Source organism: Streptomyces sp. NPDC101118 (assembly GCF_044759445.1).
Taxonomy (GTDB): Bacteria; Actinomycetota; Actinomycetes; order Streptomycetales; family Streptomycetaceae; genus Streptomyces.
Map to the genome: position 1 here is coordinate 128,085 of NZ_JBIVZG010000006.1, position 24,604 is coordinate 152,688.

Here is a 24,604-nt window from a genome sequence, read left to right on the forward strand (position 1 = left end):
CCGTCGATTCCCGCCGGCTCCCGGCCGGACGTACGAGTCTGTTCCGCGGCGCGGGTCCCGCGCGCTGGTGCCCTTCGGCGTCTTCGCCCGGGGGCTAGCCCCACCCCCCTGGTGGCGCGATCCCCTCGTAGGAACCAGTTAAGGACGCGGATCCGCGGCGCTCGTCCTCCGTCGGGACGAACGTCCCCTGGCTCGGAGTACGGAGGTACCCCTAGGGGACGTCCGCCCTGAGACGGAGGCGCCCTCAGGGATTCCCCGGCCCGGTGCGGTGATGAGAAGGTGTGGGGCGGTAGATAGGTGCACGGTGAAAGGATCTGGGTGGCCAGCGGGGAGAAGCCGGGCGACGCGTGCGCCGGCACCACGGGTGCCGGCGGCGCGGCCGACGGCACGGGGGCGAGCGACTCGGCCGCCCCCGACCCCGCGGGGGCCGGTGCGGCCGTCGCGGCCGCGAGCGCCGGTGGATCCGCAGACCCCGGCACAGACAGCACGGCCGGCGCGGGCGGCACGGGCGGCACGGGCGGCGCCGGCGGCACCGGCGGCAAGACCGATTCGGCCGGTGCGGGTGGTGCAGTCGGCACCGTCGGTGCCGGTGGCGGCAAGGGGCCGCGGGGTGCCGGCACGGTGCCGGGTGCCGGGGGTGTCCCCGGGCGACAACCCGGCCGGAGGCCCGTGGCGGCGTTGGTGCTGGCGATGGCGCTGGTCGCCATGGACGGGACCATCGTGGCCACCGCCGTTCCCCAGATCGTCGGCGACCTCGGCGGCTTCTCCGTCTTCTCCTGGCTCTTCTCCGGCTACCTCCTCGCCGTCACCGTCACCCTCCCCGTCTACGGCAAGCTCGCCGACACCCACGGCCGCAAGCCCGTGCTCATCGGCGGCATGGCCCTCTTCCTCGTCGGCTCGCTGCTCTGCGCCGCAGCCTGGAACATGGCCGCCCTGATCGCCTTCCGGGTCGTCCAGGGCCTGGGCGGCGGCGCCATCCAGGGCACCGTCCAGACCCTGGCCGCCGATCTCTACCCGCTCAAGGAACGGCCGAGGATCCAGGCCCGCCTCTCCACCGTCTGGGCCACCTCCGCCGTCGCCGGCCCCGCCGTCGGCGGCCTGCTCGCCGCGTACACCGACTGGCGCTGGATCTTCCTGATCAACCTGCCGGTCGGCGCCCTCGCCGTGTGGCTCTGCGCCCGCCGCCTCCACGAGCCCGCCCGCCCCGACGGCCCCCGCCCCCGCGTCGACTGGGCCGGCGCCCTCGCCGTCTTCGCCTGCGGCGGGCTGCTGCTGACCGCCCTCGTCCAGGGCGGCGTCGCCTGGCCCTGGCTCTCCGCGCCCTCCCTCGCCCTGTTCGGCGGCAGCGCCGTCCTCGCCGTCGTGACCGTCTACGTCGAACGGCGGGCCGCCGAACCGATCCTGCCCGGCTGGGTCTGGCGCCGCCGCACCATCGCCGCCGTCAACCTCGCCATGGGCGCCCTCGGCCTGCTGATGGTGGCCCCGATGGTCTTCGTACCGACCTACGCCCAGTCCGCGCTCGGGCTCGACCCCATCGCCGCCGGGCTCGTGATGTCCGTGATGACCCTCAGCTGGCCCATCACCGCCGCGCTCAGCCAGCACGTCTACCGGCGCATCGGCTTCCGCAACACCGCCGCCCTGGGCGTCGCCCTCGCCGCCCTGATCCTGTCGTCCTTCCTGCTCCTGCCCCACCCCGCCGAGCCCTGGCAGCCCGCACTGATCATGCTGCTGCTCGGGGGCGCCCTGGGCCTCTTCCAGCTGCCGCTGATGGTCGGCGTGCAGTCCACCGTCGGCTGGGCCGAGCGCGGCACGACCACCGCTTCCGTGCTGTTCTGCCGGCAGGTCGGCCAGAGCGTCGGCGCCGCCCTCTTCGGCGCGGTCGCCAACGCCACCATCGCCGCCCGGCTCGCCGGAGCCCCCGTACCCGGGCTCCCCGCGGACCTCGACGGGGCCGCCCAGGCGCTGACCCGCCCCGACGCCCTCCCGGCCGACGCCGCCGCGTACCTGCGCGATTCCGTCGCCGTCGCCGTCGAGCACGTCCACCTCGGCGCCGCCGCAGCGGCCGTGGCTGCCCTGCTCATCCTGCTGCTCGTGGCCCCGCGGCGCTTCCCCGTCCTCCCGGAACTCCGGCAGGAATAGGCCGTTCCCCGGCCCCGTGCGGCTACGGTGAAACGATCCGTCACAGGGGGGTCGCAATGCCACGCGTGGAGCTTTCGTCCGGACCGGTCGACTACCAGGACACCGGGGGCGAGGGGCCCGTACTGGTCTTCGCCCACGGCATGCCCATGAGCGGGACCCAGTGGCGCAAGGTCGTCCCGCTGCTCGGCGGGTACCGCTGCGTGCTGCCCACGCTGCCCCTCGGCGGCCACCGCAGCCCGATGAAGCCCGACGCCGACCTCTCCCAGGCCGGCATGGCGCGGATCCTGGGCGAGTTCATCGAGGCGCTCGGCCTGGACGACGTCACCCTGGTCCTGAACGACTGGGGCGGCGGCCAGTTCCTCGTCTCCCAGGGGCGCGCCCAGCGGATCGCCCGGCTGGTGCTGGTGGCCTGCGAGGCCTTCGACAACTTCCCGCCCGGACCCGCCAAGGCGATGGCCCGGGTGACCCGGATCCCCGGCTCCGTCTGGGTCCTGACCCGGCTGATGCGCCTGCCCGCCGTGCGCCACCACCCCGGGGGATACGGCGGGATGAGCCTGCGGGGGATCCCCGACGACGTCCTGGACGACTGGTTCGCCCCCGCCACCCACAGCCGGGCGATCCGCCGGGACTTCGCCAAGTTCGCCACCGGCGCGCCCGGGCGGCGGACACTGCTGGCCTGGAGCGAACGGCTGCGCGAGTTCGACCGCCCGGTCCTGGTCGTGTGGGCCACCGAGGACCGGCTGATGCCGCGTGACCACGGGCGCAGGCTCGCCGAGTTGTACCCGCAGGGGCGGCTGGTCGAGATCGAGGACTCCTCCACGCTGGTACCCGAGGACCAGCCCGAGCGGCTCGCGGAGGTCCTCCTGGAGTTCCTGGCGGACACCGGAGCGAAGCCGGCGGCGCGGCCGGGGGGCTGAGCGCCGTACGGGGGGCGGTGCGGAGCCGTACGAGAGCACCGCACCGCGCCGTGCCGCACCGCACCGCGCCGCGCCGCGCCGTGCGGGACGTACCCTGGCGCCCGTCACCTTTACGGGGTACACCATCACCCGTAGGGAATCGGGGGGTTGACGGTGAAACTGATCATTACCGTGCTGGGCGCGCTGGCGCTCGCCGGCACGGCGCTCGTCGTGTGGAAGCGGCCCGCGGTGGTGACCGGCCGGGACGGCCGCGTCTCCACCTCCCTGACCCTGGCCTTCGCCTGGACCGCGGTCCTGGTCTGGATGCTGCTGGTGCTGCTCGGCTACGCGGTCGCCACCGGCAAGGGCCTGGCGTACTTCACCCCGCCCGGCGCCGCCGGCCCCGGCCCGCTCGCCCCGCTGAGCCCCACCTACCTGGAACTGCTCGGCGGCCCGTTCGTCGCCATGATCGCCGCCAAGGCGGTGGTCGGCGGCCGGCTGAAGGCCGGCAGCATGACCAAGGCCCCCAGCGGCGCGCGCGCCCGCTTCCGGGAGGCGATCAGCAACGACGCCGGCCGCACCGACCTGCTGGACCTCCAGTACGTGCTCTTCAACGCCGTCGCCATGCTGTACGTGGTGGTGCTCTTCGCCATGGACGTGGCAGCCGGCCTGCCCAGGCTCCCCGACGAGATCTGGCTCCTCACCGCCGCCCCCGCCGCCGCCTACCTGGCCAACAAGGCCACCCCCCGGCCCAACCCGGTGGTCACCGGCGTCAGCCGGCAGGGCGAGTCCCTGGTCATCGAGGGCGGCGGCTTCCCGGAGCACGCCCAGGTCTCCGTCGGTACGGACGCCCCCGTCCAGGCCCACCTGGAGAACGGCCGCCTCCTCCTGCCGGCCCCCCGCACGGAAACCCCCACCACCCTGGTGGTCACCACCCCGACGGGCCTCCGCAGCGAACCCTTCCCCTACCCCCCGGCCACCTGACCCCGCCCGGCACCGGCCCGGCGGGGAGGCGAGGCGAGGCGAGGCGAAGGGAAGGGAAGGGAAGGGAAGGGAAGGGAAGGGGCCGGTCAGCCCTCCGCCGGGGCCCGGCCCGTGAGGGTGGCCAGGCTGTTGCGGACGTGGGTCATGTGGGCCCGCATCTCCTCCTGGCACTCCGTGTGCTCCCGCAGCAGCCGGTCCGTCTCCCGCCCGGTCCGCTCCTCCTGCACCCGCGCCTGCGCCAGCAGCTCCGCCGCCCGCGCCTCCGCGTCCTCCTGCCCGTGCCGGGCCGTCTCCTCCGCCTCCGCGTACGCCCGCTTCGCCTCCGCCAGCCGGCCCTCCGCGTACGCCACGAGCTCCGCGTGCCGCGCCTCCAGCTCCGCCTCCCGCTCCAGCAGCACCCGCTCCGCGGCCTCCCACCGCTCCGCCTGCTCCCCCTCCTGCTCGGCCAGCACCGCGTCCGCCCTCCGCTGCATCTCCGCCAGCGCCTCCGCGGACTCCCGGCGCCGCGCCTTCGCCTCCTCCCGCGCCGCGCCCCGCACCTCGTCGGCCGTCCGCTGCGCGCTCAGCAGCGCCTGCCGGGCCCGCACCTCCGTCTGCTCGCGCACCGCCTCGGCGTCCTGCTCCGCCAGCCCGGCCACCCGCTCCGCGTGGGCCGCAGCCGCGTCCCGCAGCGCCGCCGCGTCCTCCCGCGCGGCCGCCCGCACCTCCGCGGCCTCCTCCTCCACCAGGGAGAGGATCCGCCGCGCCCGCTCGCTCAACTCGTCGTACGTCTGGGGGGCCAGCCGCTCCACCGCGGCCCGCAGCCGCTCCGCCTCCTCCTCCATCTCCCGCGCCAGCACGGTCAGCCGGGCCGCCCGCTCCCACGCCTCGTCCCGGCTCGCGCCCAGCCGGGCCAGGTAACGGTCGACCTGCTCCACCCGGTAGCCGCGGCCGCGTACGGTCGCGAAACCCTGCGCTGACACGGCTGCGCTCATGACGGAAGCCCCTCTCGGACGACTCGGAGGCCGCTCGGACACGGCTCTCACGCGTTGCGGAGATCCGCTCATAACGCGACACTCCGCCCACCTCTCCCGGTCAAGGATGCGTCATTTGACGCCAGAAGCCGGAATTCGCCGTGCCGACAGCAGGTGGACAGTCCGAAAAACGGACGGCCGGGGCGCGATCCGTGAGGATCCCGCCCCGGCCGTCACCGGGCACTCAGCCGATCAGAGCAGCCCGTCCCACATCTGCTCCAGCAGCACCGACCACCAGCTCTCGGGCGACGCCAGCGCCGCCCCGTCCAGCGCCGCCAGCTGCGCCTGGAAGTCCACCGTCCAACGCCCCGCCTGCTCGGGCGTCAGGTGCATCCGCAGCCGCCACATGTGACCCAGCATCGCCAGCGACCGAGCGAACTGCGGCAGCGACGAGTTCACGAACTGCGGCGGCACCGGCGCACCGCCGGGACCCGCCTCGACCGGCACCGCGACGATGTTCGCCGTCCCGTACTGCACGCACAGCGCCTTGCCGAAGTCACTGCCGACCACCAGGTACGACGCCGCGTCCGAAGCCGCCGGCACCCCGCGCTGCGCCGCCAGCTCCGCCAGCGTCGGCACCGGCTGACCGGGCACCGCCTGCGCCCAGAAGAACGGCCCGAAGTCCACCGGCAGACCCGCCATCACCAGCGTCTGCGCCACGACCTCCGGCACACCCTGCCGCGACACCGCGGCCGGCTCGAACCGGAACACGCCCTGCGGGCCGAAGACACCCGCCAGCTCCTGCCCGATGGCCTCCATCGGGATCGCGGGCAGCGTCTGGACACCGGGCGGCAGCGGAGCCCGCTGCGGCGCCGGACGCGCCGGACCGTCCGCCACCTGGTGCAGCTCCCCCTGGTGGGTGAGCAGGTGGTGCATGCCGGCCTGCCGGCCCGCGTGGTCCTTGCCGTACGGCGCCACGCTGGTGATCCGCACCTGCGGCCAGGTCTCCCGGATCATCCGGGCGCAGTAACCGCCCGGCAGCTCGCAGGACTCCAGCTCCGTGTGCAGCTCCAGCACCTGCTGCGGCGGCACGTTCATCGCCCGCAGCTCGTGCAGGATCTGCCACTCCGGGTGCGGCGTACCCGGCGCCGAACGCCGGATCAGCTGCTGCTCGGAACCGTCGGGCGCGCGGTAGCGCAGCACCGCCTGGTAGCCCGGGCCCACCACGGGCACACCGGGTGCCGGCGGCGGGGCCTGCGGGGGCTGCCCGGCCGCGGGCTGCCCCAGCGGCGCTCCCGGCTGCCCGGGCGGCGGTACGACACCGGGGCCCGCCAGCATCGTCGCCGCGTGGTGCACACCGCCGGGCGGGGTGCCGGGGCCACCGGGCGCACCCGGAGCTCCCGGAGCGGCGGGCGGACCGGGCGGGGGCACGACACCCGGACCGGCCAGCATCGTCGCCGCGTGGTGCGCGTCGCCACCCGGAGCGGCGGGCGGACCGGGGGGCGGTACGACACCCGGGCCGGCCAGCATCGTCGCCGCGTGGTGGGCGTCACCGCCGGGCGCACCGGGCGGCGCCGGCGGACCCGGCGGGGGTACGACACCGGGGCCGGCCAGCATGGTCGCCGCGTGGTGGGCGTCGCCACCGGGGGCGCCGGGCGCACCGGGCGCGCCGGGAGGCGCGGGCGGTCCGGGAGGCGTGGGCGCACCGGCACCGGGAGCACCGGGCGGCGCCGGCGGACCGGGCGGCGGGACCACACCGGGACCGGCCAGCATCGTGGCCGCGTGGTGCGCGTCGCCACCAGGCGCACCAGGCGCACCAGGCGCACCAGGCGCACCAGGCGCACCGGGAGCACCGGGAGCACCCGGACCGGCGGGCGCCGACGGCGGACCCGGCGGCACCGGCGGCGCGGACCGGTTCACCGGGGCCTTGCTCGTGGCCGCGTCGGCGATGTCCTGGGGACGCGGCGCACCCGCGTCGATCGCCGGCGCCACGGCGGTCTTCGGCAGCTGGCTGCCGCCCGCCATCAGCGTGGTCTTCGCCTCCGGCTCGGCACCGGAGCGCGGGGCGTCGTCCGCGTCCGTACCCGACAGCGGCGGCGCGAACACCGTCGCCGGCAGCGGCACGGAGGCGTCGTCGGAGCCCTGGTTCACGTCCGTACCCGCCCACGGCGTGGCGTTCGCCGGCACGCCCTCGGACGCGGTCGGCTCGTACGCGTCACCACCGGGACCGCCCAGCGCACCCAGCACCACCGTGCCCGGCAGCGGAGCCGCCGGCGGCGCGTCCTGCGCCGGCCCGGCACCCGGGGACGACAGCCGCAGCGAGCCACCGGCCCGCGGCGCGGCGGCCGGCCCGGCACCCGCACCCTCGGCACCGGACGCGGCGTCACCGGCAGCCGGAACGGCGGAAGGAACCGGCGGGACCCCGGGAACCTCCGGAGTCGGAGGCGCCGGACACACCGGAGGAACAGAAGGAACAGAAGGAACAGAAGGAACCGGAGGAACAGCAGAATCGGCAGCCACCGCCGGGGAACCGCCCGAACCGGCGGACGACGACCCCGCCGCCCCCGCCCGGTTGTCCGGAATCCCCGCCCGGTCGGCCGCCTCCTGCAGCCACTCCGGCGGACTCAGCATGAACGACGTCGCCTCGGAATCGATCCGCTGCGGCGGCACCGAAGCCTCCGGCCCCGCCGCCGGCGCAGCCCCGTACTCCTCCTCGTACCGGCGGATCACCTCACCCACCGGCAGCCCCGGCCACAACGACACCTCGCCGCTGTCCCGCGCGATCACCAGCCGCTGACGGCCACCACCGGACACCGGCACCCCGGGACGGTCCTCCGCCCACACCACGAAGCCGAGCCCGAACTCCCGGACCCGCACCTCCCGGTGCTGATACGCGGGCACGTCACCGTTGACCCACTCCTCCGCGCGCTCCTGCGCCTGCGCGAACGTCACCATCGCCGGAACTACCCTTCCACCGGGACAACACGCGCAAAGCCGCCGTCCACCATCAGACCCGCCACCGTCTCCAGCTCCGGCGGGTTGCCCGCGAGCCGCTCCAGGAACGCGTCGAAATCCGCACCGCACGGCAGCAGCAGCCGCTCCACACGCTCCTGCACCGACCAGCCGTCCTGGTCACGCGCGTCGTCGTACGGGCAGAACCACACCGAACCCGCCGACTCGCCCCGCACCTTCACCGCGATCAGACCACCCTGCGCGAACGCCACCGCCAGGTAGTCCTTCGTCAGGTGGTCCCGCAGACACTTGTTGACGTACACCAGGTCGTTCACCGCGGCCTCGTCCCGCACCGTGAAGAACGGCTGGTCCACCAGCAGCCCCAGCTCCGGGTCCAGACCCACACCCACCGGCGCACAACCGCCCGCAGCCTTCAGGAAGGACCGGTACGCCTCCGGCAGCCGGTAGCCCAGATCCTCCTCGACGCCCTGGACCTGCTGCTCCGTCACCGACAACGCCGACTTCGGCAGCCCCAGGTGCACCGGACGCACCTCCTGCAATGGCCGCGTCCCACGCTTCGTGTGGTCCACCGCCGACGTCACGAGCCCCGCATGGTGCCGCAGCAGCGCCTTGACCTCCACCGGCACCAGCTCCAGACGGCGCGAGCCCGCCACGTGGTGCCAGGTCCAGCCGTGCGGAGTCGCCACCGCGGGCACCGTGTCCCACAGCTCGTGACCCGACGCGTGCATCGCGGCGTTCGCCGACACGTAATCCGTCAGCCGCAGTTCGTCGACACCGAACCCCTCCGGCGGTTCTGCGATCTCCGTCGCCGCACGCGCGTACGGGGAGAAGTCGGGGTGACCGTCCCCGTCCATCCGCACGCCCTCGGGATGCCGCGAGCGCCGGACCGGGTCCGGAAACTGCACGAGCTGCCCGGCGTACGCGGCGTTGGGTGGCGCGGCCTGCTGCCCGAGCCGACCTGTCGTCATGGCGGTAGCCCCCTGCTGGATCTGGCTGGTTCCGCACAGCCTAAGCCGTACGGCAAGAGGCACACCCTCCCCTGCACCTGCGGCGGAGCCACCCCGTCCGCCCCAACCGCACCACCCACCCCGCCGCACGCCGGGAACATCCGAATTGATACGAATATTCGACCCAGCTTCCGCAGGGCACCGCACATTTGGCAGGCTGTCCCGCAGCACGGGGGCGTGCGCGACGGCGGCGCGAGCCGCGGCCACGGGAGGGACGACCAGCACCATGCAGACGGCAACACACACCACGGCCCACACGACGGGCCGCACCACAGCCCACACCGGCACCGGCACGGGACCCGGCACCAACGACCCCCGCCAACGCTGGAGCAACGAGAACGGCCTCCGCGCCCCCCTCCTCCAGCACCGCCGCGACGGCATCCTCCCCACCATCGCCGCAGCACTCTCCGTACGAGGCGAAACCCTCACCAGCACCGCCGCCAAGGGCGACCAGCCCCCCGCACTCCACCCCCTCGTCCAGGACTTCCTCGACACCCTCACCACCGGGCAGCGCGACCGCCACACCGGACGATGTCCCGAAGCACTCCTGCTCTCCCGCCACCTCACCACCGTCGAGGCCGGCCGCAGCAAACGCGCCTCCCGCCGCCCCCTCTCCCCCAGCGAAGCCCGCCGCTCCCTCAAGCACGCCAAGGTCACCGCCCGCCGCATCCGCGAAGACGGCGACCCCCTCCACGGCAGCTACGCACCCCCCTGCCGCTCCTGCGACGCACTCCTCGCCCACTTCGGCGTACGCCCCGTCGACCTCGCCGCCCCCCAAGACAACGAGAAGGGCTGACCCCGCCCCGATGGCCGCCTCCGCCTCCTACGACCGGTCCTCGGCGACCCGCTTCCCGGTCACCGTCGACTCCGCCCTGCGCGCCGCCGGCTGGAGCCCCGGCCGCTGGGACATCAAGCAGGCCGAGTACTGGGCCGACGCCCTCCGCGACCACACCACCCCCGCAGGACACCGCCACACCGTCTTCCCCGCCGCCGTCGAAGCCTGGGCCGAATTCGGCGGCCTCCGCGTCAGCACCCCCGCACCCGGCCGCCAGATAGCCCCCGTCACCATCACCCTCGACCCCCTCACGGGCCTCCACCTCGCCCGCACCTTCGCCGACCTCGGCCGCGCCCTCGACACCACCGTCGCCCCCCTCGGACACGAGAACGACGGCAGCGCCCACCTCGCCATCGACCGCGAAGGCCGCGTCTACTCCATCGACCACACCGGCGACTGGTACCTCGGCGCCGGCATCGACGACGCCCTCACCACCCTCCTCACCGGCCTCCAGCCCGTCCGCCTCACCACCGGCTGACACCACCCACGCCCCCAGGACGCGCCCGGCACCGACACCCGGGGACGCATCTCCATGCCGACGCCCGGAACGCATCCCCGCGCCGACGCCCAAGGACGCATCCCCGCACCGGCGCCCGGACCGGCCCCCAGCACGCCTTCCAGACGCACTACGCCGCCGGGCGCACCCGATCCGGCAACACCGCCGACACCCGGAACCCACCCGCCTCCGTCGGCCCCGACACGAACACCCCACCCAGCCCCAACACCCGCTCCCGCATCCCCACCAGCCCGTTCCCCCCGCTCGGCAGCCCCGCACCCGCCACCCCGGCATCCGACGGACCGTTCTCCACCTGCATCGCCACCTCACCCTCCCGGTGAGCCAGCCGCACCACCACCCGCGCCCCCGGCGCATGCTTGTGGACGTTCGTCAACGCCTCCTGCACCACCCGGTACGCCGTCTGCTCCACCTCCCGCGGATACGCGCGCACCTCACCCCGCACATCCAGCTCCACCACCATCCCCGCCGCCCGCGACTGCCCCACCAGCGCCTCCAGCTCCGCCAGACACGGCCCCTCGTCCACCGCCCCGGACACCTGCCCCGCCGCCACCAACGACACCGGAACCGCCGACACCACAGGCACGGACCCCACCGAAGCCTCCGAAGCCGCCGACGCCGCCGGCCCCGCCGTCACCACCGGCGACCGCAGCACCCCCAACATCTCCCGCAACTCCGTCAACGCCTGCCGGCCCATGTCCCCCACCAGAGCCGCATTCCGCACCGCCTTCGCCGGATCCTTCCCCGCCACCGCCTCCAGCGCCGCCGCATGCACCACCATCAGCGACACCCGGTGCGCCACCACGTCGTGCATCTCCCGCGCGATCCGCGTCCGCTCCTCCTGACGGGCCCACTCCGCCCGCTCCTCCGCCCGGTCCGCCAGCAGCGACAGCTCCCGCTCCAGAGAATCCGCCCGCTCCTGCAGGCTCTCCATCAGCCGCCGCCGCGCCCCTATGTACAGACCCAGCAACACCGGCGGCGCCGTCAGCGCCACCGCCATGAACACCGACACCACCGGCACGTACCACCGGTCCGCCTGCACGTCCCCCTGCGTCCGCACGTACGTCACCAGGAACGTCCCCACCAGCGACATCGACGCCAGCAACGCCGTGATCCGCCGGGGCACCTCCGACGCCGCCAGCGTGTACAGACCCACCACCGCCAGCAGAAAACCCATCGCCGCCGGCGTCACAGCGACCGCCACCAACACCACCGCGACCGGCCACCGCCGCCGCAGCACCAACACGGACCCCACCAGCAGCCCGAACACCACCCCCACCGGAACCGGCAACGACGCCTCCCCGGCGAACGCCACCCCCTCCAGGGCACACTCCAGCGCCGAAGCCGCCGCCAGCCCCACATCGAGCACGGCACTCCGCCGCCGCCCCCACCACAAGGGCCCGTCCCGCCCGGCCCCCACCCGCTGCTCCCCCGTACTTGTCATACCGCCACCCTACGATCGCCCCACCCCACCCCTCCCGCCGATTCCCCGCCCTAACACGGCCCCGCGCCGCGATTCCCCCAAACCTCCGGTAACCGCACATACGACTGAACCGCCCGCACTCCGGATCCTGAATCCCGCATTCCGGACGACGGTGAACCCATGCGAGCGAAAACCGACCTCCAGACCCGAGCCCGCGAGCTCCGCCTCCAGGGCCGCACCTACAACGAGATCCAGGCGGAGCTGGGCTGCTCGAAGAGCTCCGTCTCCCTCTGGGTGCGGGACCTGCCGAAGGTGGACCGCCGGTCGCCCCAGGAACAGGGGAGGGACGCGGCCCTCAAGCGATGGGCACGGGAAGGCCCCATCCGCGAAGCGGCCAGGCAGGCCTCGATCGCGGCTTCCCGTGAGGCCGTCGGCGCCCTGAGCGACCGGGAGCTCTTCATCGCCGGCGTGGCCCTGTACTGGGCCGAGGGAAGCAAGAGCAAGCCCTACCGGCGCGACGAGACGGTCGCATTCATCAACAGCGACCCGGACGTGATCGGCGTGTACCTGGCCTGGCTGGACTTGCTGGGGATCCCCCGCGACCGGCTGCGCTTCCGCGTGATGATCCACGAATCCGCCGACGTCACGGGCGCAGAGCACTACTGGGCCGACGTTGCGGGCGTCGATCCGTCAGCGCTGCAGAAGACCACGCTGAAGAAGCACAACCCCAAGACTGTCCGCAAGAACACCGGCGAGAACTACCGCGGATGCTTGATCGTCAAGGTCACCGCAAGTAGCGACTTGTACCGTCGCATCGAGGGGGCCTGGTGCGGCATAGTAGGTGCCGCCACCTCGATCAACAGAGCCTAATGTCCGATTTGATCGAGTTTGCTATCCCCTGTGGTGTAATCGGCAGCACTGGGACCTTTGGAGTCCTATGTCCGGGTTCGAGTCCTGGCAGGGGAGCAGCAGTAAACGGGTCCCGACCGTTCCGGTCGGGACCCGTGCTCGTTACCGGGACGTGGCCCCCCGGTATCCTTCGGAAGTCCACCCCCGAAAAGCCGAAGGGCACACCCGTGAGCGCCAACCGCCCGGCAGCCGTCGTCGTACTCGCAGCGGGTGAGGGCACCCGCATGAAGTCGGCCACTCCCAAGGTCCTGCACGAGATCAGCGGGCGGTCGCTCGTCGGTCACGTGGTTTCCGCAGCTCGGGAGCTGGATCCGCAGCATCTGGTCGTGGTCGTGGGGCACGCCCGCGAGCAGGTCGTCGCCCATCTGGACGAGCACTACGCCGGGACCCGCACCGCGGTGCAGCACGAGCAGAACGGCACCGGGCACGCGGTCCGCATGGCGCTGGAGGAGCTCGGTGGTCCGGTGGACGGGACCGTGGTCGTCGTGTGCGGCGACACTCCCCTCCTGACGGGTGACACGCTGGCCGCGCTGACCGGGACGCACACCGCGGACGGCAACGCGGTGACGGTGCTGACGGCCGAGGTGCCGGACTCCACCGGGTACGGGCGGATCGTGCGGGACTCCTCGGGTGCCGTCACGGCGATCGTGGAGCACAAGGACGCCAGCGACGAGCAGCGTGCGATCCGCGAGATCAATTCCGGGGTGTTCGCGTTCGACGGGAAGCTGCTGGCGGAGGCGCTGGGGCAGGTCCGTACGGACAACAGCCAGGGCGAGGAGTACCTCACGGACGTGCTGGGGATCCTGCGGGCGGCGGGGCACCGGGTGGGTGCGTCGGTCGGTGGTGACCACCGGGAGATCCTGGGGATCAACAACCGGGTGCAGCTGGCGGAGGCTCGTGGGCTGCTGAACGCGCGGCTGCTGGAGCGGGCGATGCTGGCGGGTGTGACCGTGGTGGATCCGGGCAGCACGTTCGTGGACGTGACGGTGACTTTCGGCCAGGACGCGGTGATCCATCCGGGTACGCAGCTGCTGGGGTCGACGCACGTGGCGGAGGGTGCCGAGGTGGGTCCGAACACGCGCCTGAAGGACACCGAGGTGGGTGCGGGTGCGCGGGTGGACAACGCGGTGGCGGACCGTGCGGTGATCGGTGAGTCGGCGAGCGTGGGTCCGTATGCGTATCTGCGTCCGGGGACGCGGCTGGGGCTGAAGGCCAAGGCCGGCACGTACGTGGAGATGAAGAACGCGACGATCGGTGAGGGGACGAAGGTCCCGCACCTGTCGTACGTGGGTGACGCGACGATCGGTGAGTACTCGAACATCGGCGCGGCCAGTGTGTTCGTGAACTACGACGGTGAGGCGAAGCACCACACCACGGTCGGCTCACACTGCAAGACGGGGTCGGACAACATGTTTGTGGCTCCCGTCACGATCGGGGACGGTGCCTACACGGCTGCCGGCTCGGTCATCACCAAGGATGTGCCGCCCGGCGCGCTGGCCGTGGCACGGGGCCAGCAGCGGAATATCGAGGGCTGGGTGGCTCGTAAGCGTCCGGGCAGCGCGGCCGCGCAGGCGGCTCAGTCGGCGGGCGACGAGCCCGTCGGCGAAGTCTGACCGGAAACGGGTACGTCGATGTCGGCGTACCGTGATAGGTGCACGCAATTCGGCTGGCTTGCCGCGCGCGGGACGGACGCGCGCGGGGGCGAGCAGCTTCAACACGTCTGAGGAGACAGTGCTGTGACCGGGATCAAGACGACCGGCGAGAAGAAGCTGATGCTCTTCTCCGGCCGCGCCCACCCCGAGCTGGCCGAGGAGGTCGCGCACCAGCTGGGAGTCGGCCTCGTGCCGACCAAGGCTTTCGACTTCGCGAACGGTGAGATCTACGTCCGCTTCCAGGAGTCGGCGCGCGGCGCGGACTGCTTCCTGATCCAGAGCCACACGGCTCCGATCAACAAGTGGATCATGGAGCAGCTGATCATGATCGACGCGCTGAAGCGCGCGTCGGCCCGCTCGATCACCGTGATCATCCCGTCCTACGGGTACGCCCGTCAGGACAAGAAGCACAAGGGCCGTGAGCCGATTTCGGCGCGTCTGGTGGCGGACCTGCTGAAGACGGCGGGTGCGGACCGGATCCTGACGGTCGACCTGCACACGGACCAGATCCAGGGCTTCTTCGACGGTCCGGTGGACCACCTGTCGGCGCTGCCGGTGCTGGCGGACTACGTGGGCGCGAAGGTGGACCGTACGAAGCTGACGGTGGTGTCTCCGGACGCCGGCCGTGTGCGGGTGGCGGACCGCTGGTGTGACCGTCTGGACGCGCCGCTGGCGATCGTGCACAAGCGCCGTGACAAGGACGTCGCCAACCAGGTGACGGTCCACGAGGTCGTGGGTGAGGTCAAGGGCCGCGTGTGCGTCCTGGTCGACGACATGATCGACACGGGTGGCACGATCTGCGCCGCGGCCGAGGCGCTGTTCGCGCACGGTGCGGAGGACGTCATCGTGACGGCGACGCACGGCATCCTGTCGGGGCCGGCGGCGGACCGTCTGAAGAACTCGAAGGTGAGCGAGTTCATCTTCACGAACACGCTGCCGGATCCGTCGGACCTGGAGCTCGACAAGATCACGGTGCTGTCGATCGCGCCGACGATCGCGCGTGCGGTGCGTGAGGTCTTCGAGGACGGTTCGGTGACGAGCCTGTTCGAGGAGCAGCAGTAAGGATCCGCCTGGGGGGCCGGGCCGTGTAGGGCCTGGTCCTCGCGGGTGCGGGTCCCGCTAGATCCTTTTGGGGTGCGGCCTCCGTGCCGGGTAGACTCTTCGAGTTGCTCGGCGAGGGAGGCCGCACCTTTTGGTGTCCGGCGCTCCGTTATCGACGCGCTCTTCGTAGCAGGCCGTTTCGTGGCCGGGTGACCCTGTCCGTTTTCGTCACCCCACGAGGAGTGAACATGTCCGAGGTCAAGCTCTCCGCCGAGCTGCGCACCCGTTTCGGCAAGGGCGGTGCCCGTGAGGCCCGTCGCAACAAGGTCGTCCCCGCGGTCATCTACGGCCACGGCCAGGACCCGAAGCACGTCTCCGTCGAGGGCCACGGCCTGTTCATGGCGCTGAAGACCCCGAACGTCCTGATCTCCCTGGACATCGCGGGCGACGGCACCGAGCTGGTCATCCCGAAGGCCGTCCAGAAGGACCCGATCAAGCGCGACCTGCTGCACGTGGACTTCCTGGCCGTCCGCAAGGGCGAGAAGGTCACGGTCGAGATCCCGGTCGTCACCGAGGGCGAGCTGGCTGCGGGCGGCAACCTGCTGGAGCACGTCCTGAACACCCTCTCGGTCGAGGCCGAGGCCACCCACCTGCCCGAGTCCGTGACGGTTTCCGTCGAGGGCCTGGAGGCCGGTGCGTCCGTGCTCGCCAAGGACATCGCTCTGCCGTCGGGTGCCACCCTGGTGACCGACGCCGACGCCGTGGTGCTGCAGGTCCTGGCCGCGCAGGCCGAGGAGCCGGCCGCCGAGGCCGAGGAGACCGAGGAGGCCTGAGCCTCTTCGTCTGGTTGCTGACCGACCGCCGTCCGGCTCCACTGGAGCGGGGCGGCGGTCGTCCCATGTGAGGAGCTTTGTGATGGCGGAGATGGCGGCCGACGGTCCCTGGCTGGTGGTGGGCCTGGGGAATCCGGGTCCCGAGTACGCGGGGAACCGGCACAACGTCGGGTTCATGGTGGTGGACCTGATCGCGGACCGGATCCGGGGGAAGTTCAAGGCGCACAAGGCGCGGGCGCAGGTGGTGGAGGGGCGGATCGGTCCGGCGGGTCCGGCGAACCGGCGGATCGTGCTGGCGAAGCCGATGTCGTTCATGAACCTGTCGGGTGGTCCGGTGACGGCGCTGCGGGATTTCTACAAGGTGCCGGTGGAGCGGGTGGTGGCGATCCACGACGAGCTGGACATCGACTACGGGACGCTGCGGCTGAAGCTGGGTGGCGGGGACAACGGGCACAACGGTTTGAAGTCGATGACGAAGTCGATGGGTGCGGAGTATCACCGGGTGCGGTTCGGGATCGGCCGTCCGCCGGGCCGGATGCAGGTGGCGGACTTCGTGCTGAAGGACTTTTCGTCGGCGGAGCGGAAGGAGCTGGACTACTTCGTGGACCGGGCTGCGGACGCGGTGGAGTGCCTGGTGCTGGAGGGTCTGGAGCGGGCGCAGTCCTCGTACAACTCCTGAGGGGTGGGGAGTTGAGGGGGTGTGGGTCGGACCTTTGCCTTCCGTTTGCCGATCGTTACTTCGGACAAAGCGGGGCGCGTGGGCTGAACTGCGTACGAATACTGCTGCATGCCTCTTGACCTGGGGGTGGCGCCGTCAGCATGCTGAGCCGCCACCTCCCACGGCACAGTTCCCCCTCTTGCGCCAGAGGTATCCCCATGCCCATATCCAGGATCCGCGGGGCGGTCGTCCTGCCCGCGTCCGCCGCTCTGCTGGTGGCTTCGGCCGCCGTTCCCGCGTTCGCCGCCGATTCGTACCCGGTGCCGCTGCACCAGTCGCTGCCGCTGACGGCGACGTCGCAGGGTGTCGAGAACGAGAAGACCTGCGCCGGCATCCCGTCGTCGAAGGACGGCTGGCACTTCGTGCTGCCGGGCAACTCGACGACGTTCGTGAAGCTGAAGGTCACGTTCGAGCCCGGTGGCGAGCAGACCGTGACGGTCTTCGGGCCGCCGACGGAGAAGCACGCGTACGTGGCGTCCGCGCCCGGCGCGAAGCTGACGGCCGCTTCCGCCGAGGTGGTGGGCGGTTCGGTGAAGTGGTTCAACCTGTCGCACACCTGCCCGGCCGCGGGCGGGCCGTCGCCGTCGGGTACGCCGTCCGGCTCGTCGTCGCCGTCGGGGACGCCGTCGGGGACGCCGTCGGGCACTCCGTCGTCGAGCACGTCGCAGACGCCGTCCGGTACTCCGTCGGGCACGCCTTCCGGTTCGCCTTCGGGTTCGTCGTCGGTGTCGCCGAGCGGCAGTGCCGGTCCGTCGGACAGTGCGTCCCCGTCGGCTTCCGCTTCGGAGTCGGGTGCGGCGACGGGCGGTTCGTCCGGTGCGCCGGGCGGTGATCTGGCGACGACCGGTGCGGGTGCGCCGGTGGGTCTGCTGGCGACGATGGCGGGTGCGCTGATCGCCGCGGGTGCGGTGCTGGTGGTGCGCCGCCGCCGTACGCAGTAGCCGCGGGCGAAGGCTCGTACGCGGAGGGCCCCCGTACCTGGACGGTGCGGGGGCCCTCGGCGTTGGTGCGGGCCGGGTCAGCCGGTGTTGCGGAGGCCGGCGGCGACGCCGTTGACCGTGAGGAGCAGGGCGCGGCCGAGGAGCGGGTCGGCGGGTTCGCCGGCGGCCGCGGCGGCGCGCTGGCGGGCCAGCAGGGAGACCTGGAGGTAGGAGATGGGGTCCAGGTAGGCGTCGCGGACGGCGAAGGTCTGCTGGAGGACGGGCTGGCTGTCGAGGAGCTGCTCGCCGCCGGTGATGCGGAGGACCTCGGCGACGGTGAGGGCGTGTTCGGCCTCGATGAGGGCGAAGACGTGCTTGAGCTCGTCGGGGACGAGGGTGTCGACGTAGTGGCGGGCGATCCGCAGGTCGGTCTTGGCCAGCGTCATCTCGACGTTGGACAGGAAGTTGCGGAAGAAGTGCCAGTTGGCCTGCATCTCTTCGAGGACGTCGTCGCCGCCGGTCTCGCGGAGTGCCTTGAGGCCGGAGCCGACGCCGTACCAGCCGGGGACGATCTGGCGGGACTGGGTCCAGCCGAAGACCCAGGGGATGGCGCGGAGTCCGTCGAGGCCGGCTCCGGAGTCGGGGCGGCGGGAGGGCCGGGAGCCGAGGTGGAGGTCGGCGAGCTGGTCGACGGGGGTGGCGGCGAAGAAGTAGGCGGGCAGGTCGGGGTCTTCGACGAGGCGCCGGTAGGCGGCGTGGGCTGCGTCGGAGACGGTGTCCATGGCGGCGTCCCAGCGGGCGAGGGACTCGTCGGACTGCCGGGGCGCGGTGTGCAGGGCGGAGGCCTGCAGGGTGGCGGCGACGGTGAGTTCGAGGTTCTCGCGGGCGAGGGAGGGGACGAGGTACTTGTCGGAGATGACCTCGCCCTGCTCGGTGACCTTGATCTCGCCTTCGAGGGTGCCCCAGGGCTGGGCGAGGATCGCGTCGTGGGAGGGGCCGCCGCCGCGGCCGACGGTGCCGCCGCGGCCGTGGAAGAGGCGGAGGCGTACGCCGTAGCGGTGGGCCACGTCGCGCAGGCGGCGCTGGGCGCGGTGGATCTCCCACTGGCTGGTGGTGATGCCGCCGAACTTGCTGGAGTCGGAGTAGCCGAGCATGACCTCCTGGACGTCGCCGCGGAGGGAGACCAGGCGGCGGTAGGAGGGGTCGGCGAGCATGTCGTTGAGGATGACGTCGGCGGCGCGGAGCTCGTCGGTGGTTTCGAGGAGCGGCACGATGCCGATCTTGGCCCAGCCGGCGTGGAGGTCGATGAGGCCGGCTTCGCGGGCGAGGACGGCGGCGGCGAAGACGTCGTCGGCGCCCTGGCACATCGAGATGATGTAGGACTCGATGACTTCGGGGCCGAACTTCTCGAAGGCGTCCTTGACGGTGCCGAAGACGCCGAGGGTCTTGGCGCCGGCGGCGTCGAGGGGGGCCGGGGTGGGGGCGAGGGGCCGGCGGGAGCGGAGTTCCTTGGCGAGGAGCCGCTGCCGGTAGTCGCGGGGCATGTCGGCGTAGCGCCAGGACTCCTCGCCGAGGCGGTCGAAGAGCTGGCCGAGCGCGTGGTGGTGGGCGTCGGCGTGCTCGCGGACGTCCATGGTGGCGAGCTGGAGGCCGAAGGCGCCGAGGGTGCGGATGGTGCGGTCCATGCGGCCGTCGGCGAAGAGGGCGCCGCGGTGTTCGCGCAGGGAGGTCTGGATGAGGGTGAGGTCGGTGAGGAGCTCGGCGGTGCCGAGGTAGTCGCGGCCTTCCTCGTGGGGGGTGCCCTTGGCCAGGCGCTCGCGGGTGTTGAGGAGCTTCTGGCGGATGCAGGTGGCCTTGAGGCGGTAGGGCTCTTCCGCGTTGAGGCGCTTGTAGCGGGGGCTGATCTCCGGGAGGCGCTCCAGGTCGGCCTGGAGGGAGGTGAGGAGTTCCTCGGTGGCGCCGGTGTAGCGGATGGAGTTGGAGAGCAGGCCGCGGAGGAAGTCGACGAGTTCGAGGGCGTCGGTGATGCCGTGCTCGTGCTGGAGGATCAGCACCTCGCGGGTGACGTCGGGGGTGACGTTGGGGTTGCCGTCGCGGTCGCCGCCGATCCAGGTGCCGAAGGTGAGGGGGCGGGTGCCGGGGGGGAGTTCGACGCCGACGCGCTGGAGTTCGGCGGCGAGGTCCTCGAGTACGTCGCCGACGGCGCCGGCGTGGAGTTCGTCGAGGTAGTAGATGGCGTTGCGGGCCTCGTCGGCGGGTTCGGGCCGGACGACGCGGAGCTCGTCGGTCTGCCAGATGAGGTCGATGTTCTCGGCGAGGCGCAGGTCGTGGCGGCGGCGGTCGCCGGCGCCGGTGACGGGCTCTTCGAGGAGGGCGGCGATGCGGCGCAGCTTGTTGAGGACGCTGCGGCGGGCTGCCTCGGTGGGGTGTGCGGTGAAGACCGGGCGGACGTTGAGGTTGCCGACGGTCTCGCGCAGGTGCTCGGGGTCGGCGTCCTTGAGCATGTCCGCGGTGCGGGCGAGGAGGCTGCCCTCGGCGGCGCGGTGGGCGCGCAGCTCCTTGCCGCGGTGCACCTGTTCGGTGACGTTGGCGAGGTGGAAGTAGGTGGAGAAGGCTCGTACGAGCTTGGCTGCGGTCTCCAGGTCGGTGTCGCCGAGCAGCTCGGCGGCGGCTTCGCCGTCGGTGCGGGTGAGGGCGCGGACCTTCTCGACGAGGTCGAGGAGCTCCTGGCCTTCCTGGCGTACGAGTGTTTCGCCGAGGAGGTCGCCGAGGCGGCGGATGTCGGCGCGCAGCTCTGCGTTGCCGGTGGTGGACTGGTCAGCACTGCTCACAGGTGCGGCTCCTTGCAGTGTTTCGAGCGCTACTGGGAGGTGGGCGCGGGGACGCGTGGCGGTGCCCGTGTTCGGATGTGCGTCCGAAGGCACTGCCGTGTGGTGCGCAGCCCCCGGCTGCCCGTGCGGACCGCGCTGTCCGACGAGACCCAAGGATAGGCGCCGCTGCTCGTGCGCTGGTCGCGGTGCCCACCAGACGGACTCCGGGCGTGGCTTCCGCAGGGGTCTCCCCCCTTTTTCCCGCGGGGGTCTTCCCTTCTTCCCGCGGGGGTCTCCCGTTCCTTCTTCCGGGGTGTCCTCGGGGGTGTCCCCCTTCTCTTTGCGCGGGGGGTGTTCCCCTCTTGCCGCGGGGGTAGGCGCTGGGATACTTACGATGCCGTAGGTTACGGTTCCGTAGCCTGGCATTCCGCCGATTCCTCACCCTCAGGGGACGCCCCATGACCATCAGCCCCGACGTGATCGAAGACGCCCCGGAGGCGGCCGGAGGGCCGCCGGTCTCCGCGACGCTGGGCGGGGAGAGCAAGCGTTCCATCGAGCAGATCGCGCTGCTGCTCTTCATCACCGTGCCCTTCGTGGCCCTGCTGGCGGCGATCCCTCTGGCGTGGGGCTGGGGGGTGAGCTGGCTGGACGTGGGCCTGATGGTGTTCATGTACTTCCTGGCCTGCCACGGGATCACCATCGGTTTCCACCGCTACTTCACGCACGGTTCCTTCAAGGCGAAGCGGCCGTTGCGGATCGCGCTGGCGGTGGCTGGGTCGATGGCGGTGGAGGGGCCGCTGGTGCGGTGGGTGGCGGACCACCGCAAGCACCACAAGTTCTCGGACGCGGAGGGTGACCCGCATTCGCCGTGGCGGTTCGGCGAGACGGTGCCGGCGCTGATGAAGGGCCTGTGGTGGGCCCACATCGGGTGGCTGTTCGACGAGGAGCAGACCGATCAGCAGAAGTACGCCCCGGATCTGATCAAGGATCCGGCGATCCGGCGGATCTCGCGCGACTTCATCTTCTGGACGATGCTGTCGCTGGCGATCCCGCCGCTGGTGGGCGGACTGGTCACGATGTCGTGGTGGGGGGCGTTCACGGCCTTCTTCTGGGGGTCGCTGGTGCGGGTGGCGCTGCTGCACCACGTGACGTGGTCGATCAACTCGATCTGCCACGCGGTGGGCAAGCGGCCGTTCCGGTCGCGTGACCGGTCGGGCAACGTGTGGTGGCTCGCGGTGCTGTCGTGCGGGGAGTCGTGGCACAACCTGCACCACGCGGACCCGACGTCGGCGCGGCACGGGGTGCTGCGGGGCCAGGTCGACTCCAGTGCCCGGCTGATCCGCTGGTTCGAGCAGGCGGGGTGGGCCTCCGACGTGCGCTGGCCGTCGGACGCCCGGATCGATGCCCGGCGCAAGGAGAAGGCCGCAAACGCGGCATGATGGGTGACGTGGCGATCGACGGCAGCATTCCCAGCAACGACAAGCCCCGGCGTGGCCGCCGGGTCCGGATGACCGGTGCGGAGCGCCGGCAGCAACTGCTGGACATCGGTCGCGCCCTGTTCGCCGAGAAGGGCTTCGAGGGCACGTCGGTGGAGGAGATCGCGGCGAAGGCCGGGGTCTCCAAGCCGGTGGTGTACGAGCACTTCGGCGGCAAGGAGGGTCTGTACGCGGTCGTGGTGGACCGGGAGATGCGCCAGCTGCTCGACATGGTGACGGGTGCGCTGACCGCCGGTCATCCGCGGGAGCTGCTGGAGCAGGCCGCCTTCGCGCTGCTCGACTACATCGAGGCCTACACGGACGGGTTCCGGATCCTGGTCCGGGATTCGCCTGTGGCGCAGTCGACGGGCACCTTCGCCTCGCTGATCAGTGACATCGCCACGCAGGTCGAGGACATCCTGGGGCTGGAGTTCAAGGCGCGGGGCTTCGACCAGAAGCTGGCGCCGCTGTACGCGCAGGCGCTGGTCGGCATGGTCGCTCTGACCGGCCAGTGGTGGTTGGAGACGCGGCGTCCGAAGAAGGCGGAAGTGGCCGCCCACCTGGTGAACCTGGCCTGGCACGGGCTGGACGGGCTGGAGGCGAAGCCCCGGCTGGTGGGCCACAGGAAGAATTGAGCCGGGCACCGCGACAGCGCAAAAGGTTGTACGGGCAACGACTTCTTTTTCCGGGAGCGGCGGGGTTAGCCTCCTGACACTCCCGGGAATCCGTGGGCCCGCGCGCAGTTCGCACGCCTGTACCGCCCACCCCAGTCCCCCGGGGGTACCCGTCTCATGTCCCGGGGGGGACCTTGTCTTTTTCGCCGTACTTGCGCCGGCTGGCCGCCTGCACCGCGCTCGCCGTGTCGGCGGGCGCGCTGCTCGCCGCGCCCGCGGTGGCCGCGGACGGTCCCGCCCTGCCCGAGGTGCGGCTGGGCGCGGGCAAGCAGTCCGCGCGGGGTGCCGCGTACGCGACGGCGGCCGCGGTCGGGCCGCGGCTGGACGTGGACGGGGACGGGGTCTCCGACGACCTGTTCCGCGACGTGGAGGGCCGGGTCGCGGTGACCCTGTCCAAGAGCGGGCAGCAGGTGGACTTCAACATCCAGGCCGTCGACATGGCCGAGGTGTTCAAGGACGTCCTGGCGGCGGGCAACCTGGGCGGCACCTCCGCGCCGGAGCTGCTGACCGTGTCGGCCTGGGGCGTCCTCTCGCTGTACAGCGCGGACGGCCCGTACGGCACGACCCGGCGCAGCTGGGCGGGCGGCGGCTGGAACGCGTACAACAAGGTGATCGCCCCGGGTGACCTGACCCGCGACGGCCGCACCGACCTGCTGGCCCGCACCCCGTCGGGCGACCTCTTCCTGTACCGGGCGACGGGTGCGCTGACCGGTGAGCCGTTCGCGTCCCGCGTGCGGGTGGGCGGCGGCTGGCAGTCGTACGACCAGCTGGTCGGCGCGAACGACCTGGACCGGGACGGCATCGCCGACCTGGTGGCCAGGTCGCTCAACGGCGACCTGTGGTTCTACAAGGGCACCGGCAGCTCGTCGGCGCCGTTCAAGACCCGGGTGAAGGTCGGCCCGGGCTGGAACGCGTACAACCAGCTCGTGGGCGCCGACGACATCGACGGCGACGGCCGGGCCGACCTGGTCGGCCGCGCCTTCGACGGCACCCTGTGGTCCTACCGCTCCACCGGCTCCGGCACCTTCGCCGCGCGGGCGAAGTACGGTACCGGCGGCGAGGCGCTGCGCTTCCTGGCCGGGCACGGCAGCGTGCCGGACTACGGCCGGCACAGCGTGCTGGCCTCGGCCGCGGGCGGCGGGCTGTACGAGTACGGCGAGCTGGCCAACGGGAAGTTCCGGCCGCGTACCGACGCCGGGTACCCGGGCGGCTGGTCGGGCCGGCCCGTGTTCGCCTCGGGCCTCGACACCCGCGACGACGCGCACCTGCTGAAGCTCTCCTCGGAGACGGTCCGCAACCTCGACACGGACCTGCCGGTGACGGGCACGTGGACCGGCGCCAGGCTGCTGGTCGGCCCGGGTGACCTGACCGGGGACGGCAAGGGCGACCTGCTGACCCGCAACGGCTCGGGCGTCCTGTCCCTGCACGCGGGCGACGGCAAGGGGCTGGCGGTCTCGGCCCCGGTCGCCGTGGGCCCCGGCTGGAGCGGCTACGACCGGATCTTCGGCGCGGGCGACGTCACCGGCGACGGCCGCACCGACCTGCTCGCCCGGGACACGGGCGGCCGGCTGTACCTCTACCCGGGCACCGGGTCGGCGGGCGCGCCGTTCGCGGCGCGGGTCCTGATCGGCCCCGGCTGGGGTGCGTACGGCGAGTTCGCCGCGACCGGTGACCTCAACGGCGACGGGCGGGCCGACCTGGTCGCCCGGGACGCCGCGGGCGACGTCTGGCGGTACACGGGCACGGGCCAGGCGGGCACCGCCGCCCTCTCCTCCCGGACCAGGATCGCGACCGGCTGGGGCGGCTACACGTACCTCGGCTGACGGCGGCCCCGGCCTCGTCGCCGCC

General features: G+C 72.5%; 19 protein-coding genes and 1 tRNA gene. 15 read left to right on the forward strand and 5 right to left on the reverse strand.

Annotation, left to right across the window (positions count from 1 at the left end):
* The first annotated feature begins 690 nt into the window (after window positions 1–690).
* The 3 genes from ACIQUQ_RS13340 to ACIQUQ_RS13350 all read left to right on the forward strand — a co-directional run bounded on the left by ACIQUQ_RS13340 (window position 691) and on the right by ACIQUQ_RS13350 (window position 4,019).
* Window positions 691–2,139, forward strand: coding sequence for an MFS transporter (locus ACIQUQ_RS13340; protein WP_403975123.1), 1,449 nt, complete (start codon window positions 691–693; stop codon window positions 2,137–2,139).
* A gap of 56 nt (window positions 2,140–2,195) precedes the next feature.
* Window positions 2,196–3,056 (forward strand): alpha/beta fold hydrolase, encoded by an 861-nt coding sequence (locus ACIQUQ_RS13345; protein ID WP_403974784.1) that lies wholly within the window; start codon window positions 2,196–2,198, stop codon window positions 3,054–3,056.
* A 153-nt stretch (window positions 3,057–3,209) separates the two neighbouring features.
* Window positions 3,210–4,019: a hypothetical protein gene (locus tag ACIQUQ_RS13350; RefSeq protein ID WP_403974786.1), complete on the forward strand. Its 810-nt coding sequence runs from the start codon at window positions 3,210–3,212 to the stop codon at window positions 4,017–4,019.
* An 86-nt stretch (window positions 4,020–4,105) separates the two neighbouring features.
* Here the strand turns inward: ACIQUQ_RS13350 and ACIQUQ_RS13355 are convergent, their stop codons facing one another.
* The 3 genes from ACIQUQ_RS13355 to ACIQUQ_RS13365 all read right to left on the reverse strand — a co-directional run bounded on the left by ACIQUQ_RS13355 (window position 4,106) and on the right by ACIQUQ_RS13365 (window position 8,913).
* Complete coding sequence (locus tag ACIQUQ_RS13355) at window positions 4,106–4,993, reverse strand: cellulose-binding protein (protein ID WP_403974788.1); 888 nt, start codon at window positions 4,991–4,993, stop codon at window positions 4,106–4,108.
* A 231-nt stretch (window positions 4,994–5,224) separates the two neighbouring features.
* Window positions 5,225–7,927, reverse strand: a complete 2,703-nt coding sequence (locus tag ACIQUQ_RS13360; protein ID WP_403974790.1) for an SUKH-4 family immunity protein — start codon at window positions 7,925–7,927, stop codon at window positions 5,225–5,227.
* A gap of 8 nt (window positions 7,928–7,935) precedes the next feature.
* Window positions 7,936–8,913, reverse strand: a complete 978-nt coding sequence (locus tag ACIQUQ_RS13365; RefSeq protein ID WP_403974792.1) for an SMI1/KNR4 family protein — start codon at window positions 8,911–8,913, stop codon at window positions 7,936–7,938.
* Window positions 8,914–9,178: 265 nt separating this feature from the next.
* Between ACIQUQ_RS13365 and ACIQUQ_RS13370 the strand changes: the two genes are divergently transcribed.
* Together ACIQUQ_RS13370 and ACIQUQ_RS13375 are read left to right on the forward strand one after the other, a co-directional pair.
* Window positions 9,179–9,748, forward strand: a complete 570-nt coding sequence (locus ACIQUQ_RS13370) for a YwqJ-related putative deaminase (protein ID WP_403974794.1) — start codon at window positions 9,179–9,181, stop codon at window positions 9,746–9,748.
* Window positions 9,749–9,758: 10 nt separating this feature from the next.
* Window positions 9,759–10,265: an SUKH-3 domain-containing protein gene (locus tag ACIQUQ_RS13375; protein WP_403974796.1), complete on the forward strand. Its 507-nt coding sequence runs from the start codon at window positions 9,759–9,761 to the stop codon at window positions 10,263–10,265.
* A 148-nt stretch (window positions 10,266–10,413) separates the two neighbouring features.
* On the opposite strand, the gene ACIQUQ_RS13380 is transcribed toward ACIQUQ_RS13375, so the two are convergent.
* On the reverse strand, window positions 10,414–11,745 hold the full coding sequence (locus ACIQUQ_RS13380) for a sensor histidine kinase (protein ID WP_403974799.1): 1,332 nt from the start codon (window positions 11,743–11,745) through the stop codon (window positions 10,414–10,416).
* A gap of 159 nt (window positions 11,746–11,904) precedes the next feature.
* On the opposite strand from ACIQUQ_RS13380, the gene ACIQUQ_RS13385 reads away from it, so the two are divergent.
* From ACIQUQ_RS13385 to ACIQUQ_RS13415, 7 genes are all read left to right on the forward strand, one after another.
* The gene (locus tag ACIQUQ_RS13385) at window positions 11,905–12,594 is read left to right on the forward strand and encodes a hypothetical protein (protein ID WP_403974802.1); all 690 of its coding nucleotides are present in this window, start codon (window positions 11,905–11,907) and stop codon (window positions 12,592–12,594) included.
* 24 nt (window positions 12,595–12,618) lie between these two features.
* Window positions 12,619–12,690, forward strand: a tRNA-Gln gene (locus tag ACIQUQ_RS13390).
* A 110-nt stretch (window positions 12,691–12,800) separates the two neighbouring features.
* Entirely contained in the window at window positions 12,801–14,246 is a 1,446-nt protein-coding gene (glmU, locus tag ACIQUQ_RS13395; protein ID WP_403974805.1) for a bifunctional UDP-N-acetylglucosamine diphosphorylase/glucosamine-1-phosphate N-acetyltransferase GlmU, read from the forward strand.
* 123 nt (window positions 14,247–14,369) lie between these two features.
* Window positions 14,370–15,347 carry a ribose-phosphate diphosphokinase gene (locus ACIQUQ_RS13400; protein WP_403659348.1) on the forward strand — a complete coding sequence of 326 codons (978 nt, stop codon included), beginning with the start codon at window positions 14,370–14,372 and terminating at the stop codon, window positions 15,345–15,347.
* Between the two features lie 227 nt (window positions 15,348–15,574).
* Window positions 15,575–16,159, forward strand: a complete 585-nt coding sequence (locus ACIQUQ_RS13405) for a 50S ribosomal protein L25/general stress protein Ctc (protein WP_399949879.1) — start codon at window positions 15,575–15,577, stop codon at window positions 16,157–16,159.
* 91 nt (window positions 16,160–16,250) lie between these two features.
* Window positions 16,251–16,838 carry an aminoacyl-tRNA hydrolase gene (gene pth, locus ACIQUQ_RS13410; RefSeq protein WP_403975125.1) on the forward strand — a complete coding sequence of 196 codons (588 nt, stop codon included), beginning with the start codon at window positions 16,251–16,253 and terminating at the stop codon, window positions 16,836–16,838.
* A 197-nt stretch (window positions 16,839–17,035) separates the two neighbouring features.
* The gene (locus ACIQUQ_RS13415) at window positions 17,036–17,818 is read left to right on the forward strand and encodes an LPXTG cell wall anchor domain-containing protein (RefSeq protein WP_403974808.1); all 783 of its coding nucleotides are present in this window, start codon (window positions 17,036–17,038) and stop codon (window positions 17,816–17,818) included.
* A gap of 77 nt (window positions 17,819–17,895) precedes the next feature.
* Here ACIQUQ_RS13415 and ppc read toward each other — a convergent pair whose 3' ends face one another.
* Window positions 17,896–20,628, reverse strand: coding sequence for a phosphoenolpyruvate carboxylase (gene ppc / locus ACIQUQ_RS13420; RefSeq protein WP_403974811.1), 2,733 nt, complete (start codon window positions 20,626–20,628; stop codon window positions 17,896–17,898).
* 437 nt (window positions 20,629–21,065) lie between these two features.
* Between ppc and ACIQUQ_RS13425 the strand changes: the two genes are divergently transcribed.
* The 3 genes from ACIQUQ_RS13425 (at window position 21,066) to ACIQUQ_RS13435 (ending at window position 24,579) form a co-directional block, all read left to right on the forward strand.
* Entirely contained in the window at window positions 21,066–22,046 is a 981-nt protein-coding gene (locus ACIQUQ_RS13425) for an acyl-CoA desaturase (protein ID WP_403974814.1), read from the forward strand.
* The gene (locus tag ACIQUQ_RS13430) at window positions 22,043–22,717 is read left to right on the forward strand and encodes a TetR family transcriptional regulator (protein WP_399949867.1); all 675 of its coding nucleotides are present in this window, start codon (window positions 22,043–22,045) and stop codon (window positions 22,715–22,717) included. The genes ACIQUQ_RS13425 and ACIQUQ_RS13430 overlap by 4 nt, the downstream gene beginning before the upstream one ends.
* A gap of 173 nt (window positions 22,718–22,890) precedes the next feature.
* Window positions 22,891–24,579 (forward strand): FG-GAP repeat domain-containing protein, encoded by a 1,689-nt coding sequence (locus ACIQUQ_RS13435; protein WP_403974817.1) that lies wholly within the window; start codon window positions 22,891–22,893, stop codon window positions 24,577–24,579.
* Window positions 24,580–24,604 lie beyond the last annotated feature (25 nt).

What these genes read in the sequence shown, in the direction of transcription:
- ACIQUQ_RS13340 (WP_403975123.1), top strand. Translation starts at nt 691, where the DNA reads ATGGCGCTGGTCGCCATGGACGGGACCATCGTGGCCACCGCCGTTCCC.
- ACIQUQ_RS13345 (WP_403974784.1), top strand. Translation starts at nt 2,196, where the DNA reads ATGCCACGCGTGGAGCTTTCGTCCGGACCGGTCGACTACCAGGACACC.
- ACIQUQ_RS13355 (WP_403974788.1), bottom strand. Translation starts at nt 4,993, where the DNA reads ATGAGCGCAGCCGTGTCAGCGCAGGGTTTCGCGACCGTACGCGGCCGC.
- ACIQUQ_RS13360 (WP_403974790.1), bottom strand. Translation starts at nt 7,927, where the DNA reads ATGGTGACGTTCGCGCAGGCGCAGGAGCGCGCGGAGGAGTGGGTCAAC.
- ACIQUQ_RS13365 (WP_403974792.1), bottom strand. Translation starts at nt 8,913, where the DNA reads ATGACGACAGGTCGGCTCGGGCAGCAGGCCGCGCCACCCAACGCCGCG.
- ACIQUQ_RS13370 (WP_403974794.1), top strand. Translation starts at nt 9,179, where the DNA reads ATGCAGACGGCAACACACACCACGGCCCACACGACGGGCCGCACCACA.
- ACIQUQ_RS13375 (WP_403974796.1), top strand. Translation starts at nt 9,759, where the DNA reads ATGGCCGCCTCCGCCTCCTACGACCGGTCCTCGGCGACCCGCTTCCCG.
- ACIQUQ_RS13380 (WP_403974799.1), bottom strand. Translation starts at nt 11,745, where the DNA reads ATGACAAGTACGGGGGAGCAGCGGGTGGGGGCCGGGCGGGACGGGCCC.
- ACIQUQ_RS13385 (WP_403974802.1), top strand. Translation starts at nt 11,905, where the DNA reads ATGCGAGCGAAAACCGACCTCCAGACCCGAGCCCGCGAGCTCCGCCTC.
- ACIQUQ_RS13405 (WP_399949879.1), top strand. Translation starts at nt 15,575, where the DNA reads ATGTCCGAGGTCAAGCTCTCCGCCGAGCTGCGCACCCGTTTCGGCAAG.
- pth (WP_403975125.1), top strand. Translation starts at nt 16,251, where the DNA reads ATGGCGGCCGACGGTCCCTGGCTGGTGGTGGGCCTGGGGAATCCGGGT.
- ACIQUQ_RS13415 (WP_403974808.1), top strand. Translation starts at nt 17,036, where the DNA reads ATGCCCATATCCAGGATCCGCGGGGCGGTCGTCCTGCCCGCGTCCGCC.
- ACIQUQ_RS13425 (WP_403974814.1), top strand. Translation starts at nt 21,066, where the DNA reads ATGACCATCAGCCCCGACGTGATCGAAGACGCCCCGGAGGCGGCCGGA.
- ACIQUQ_RS13430 (WP_399949867.1), top strand. Translation starts at nt 22,043, where the DNA reads ATGATGGGTGACGTGGCGATCGACGGCAGCATTCCCAGCAACGACAAG.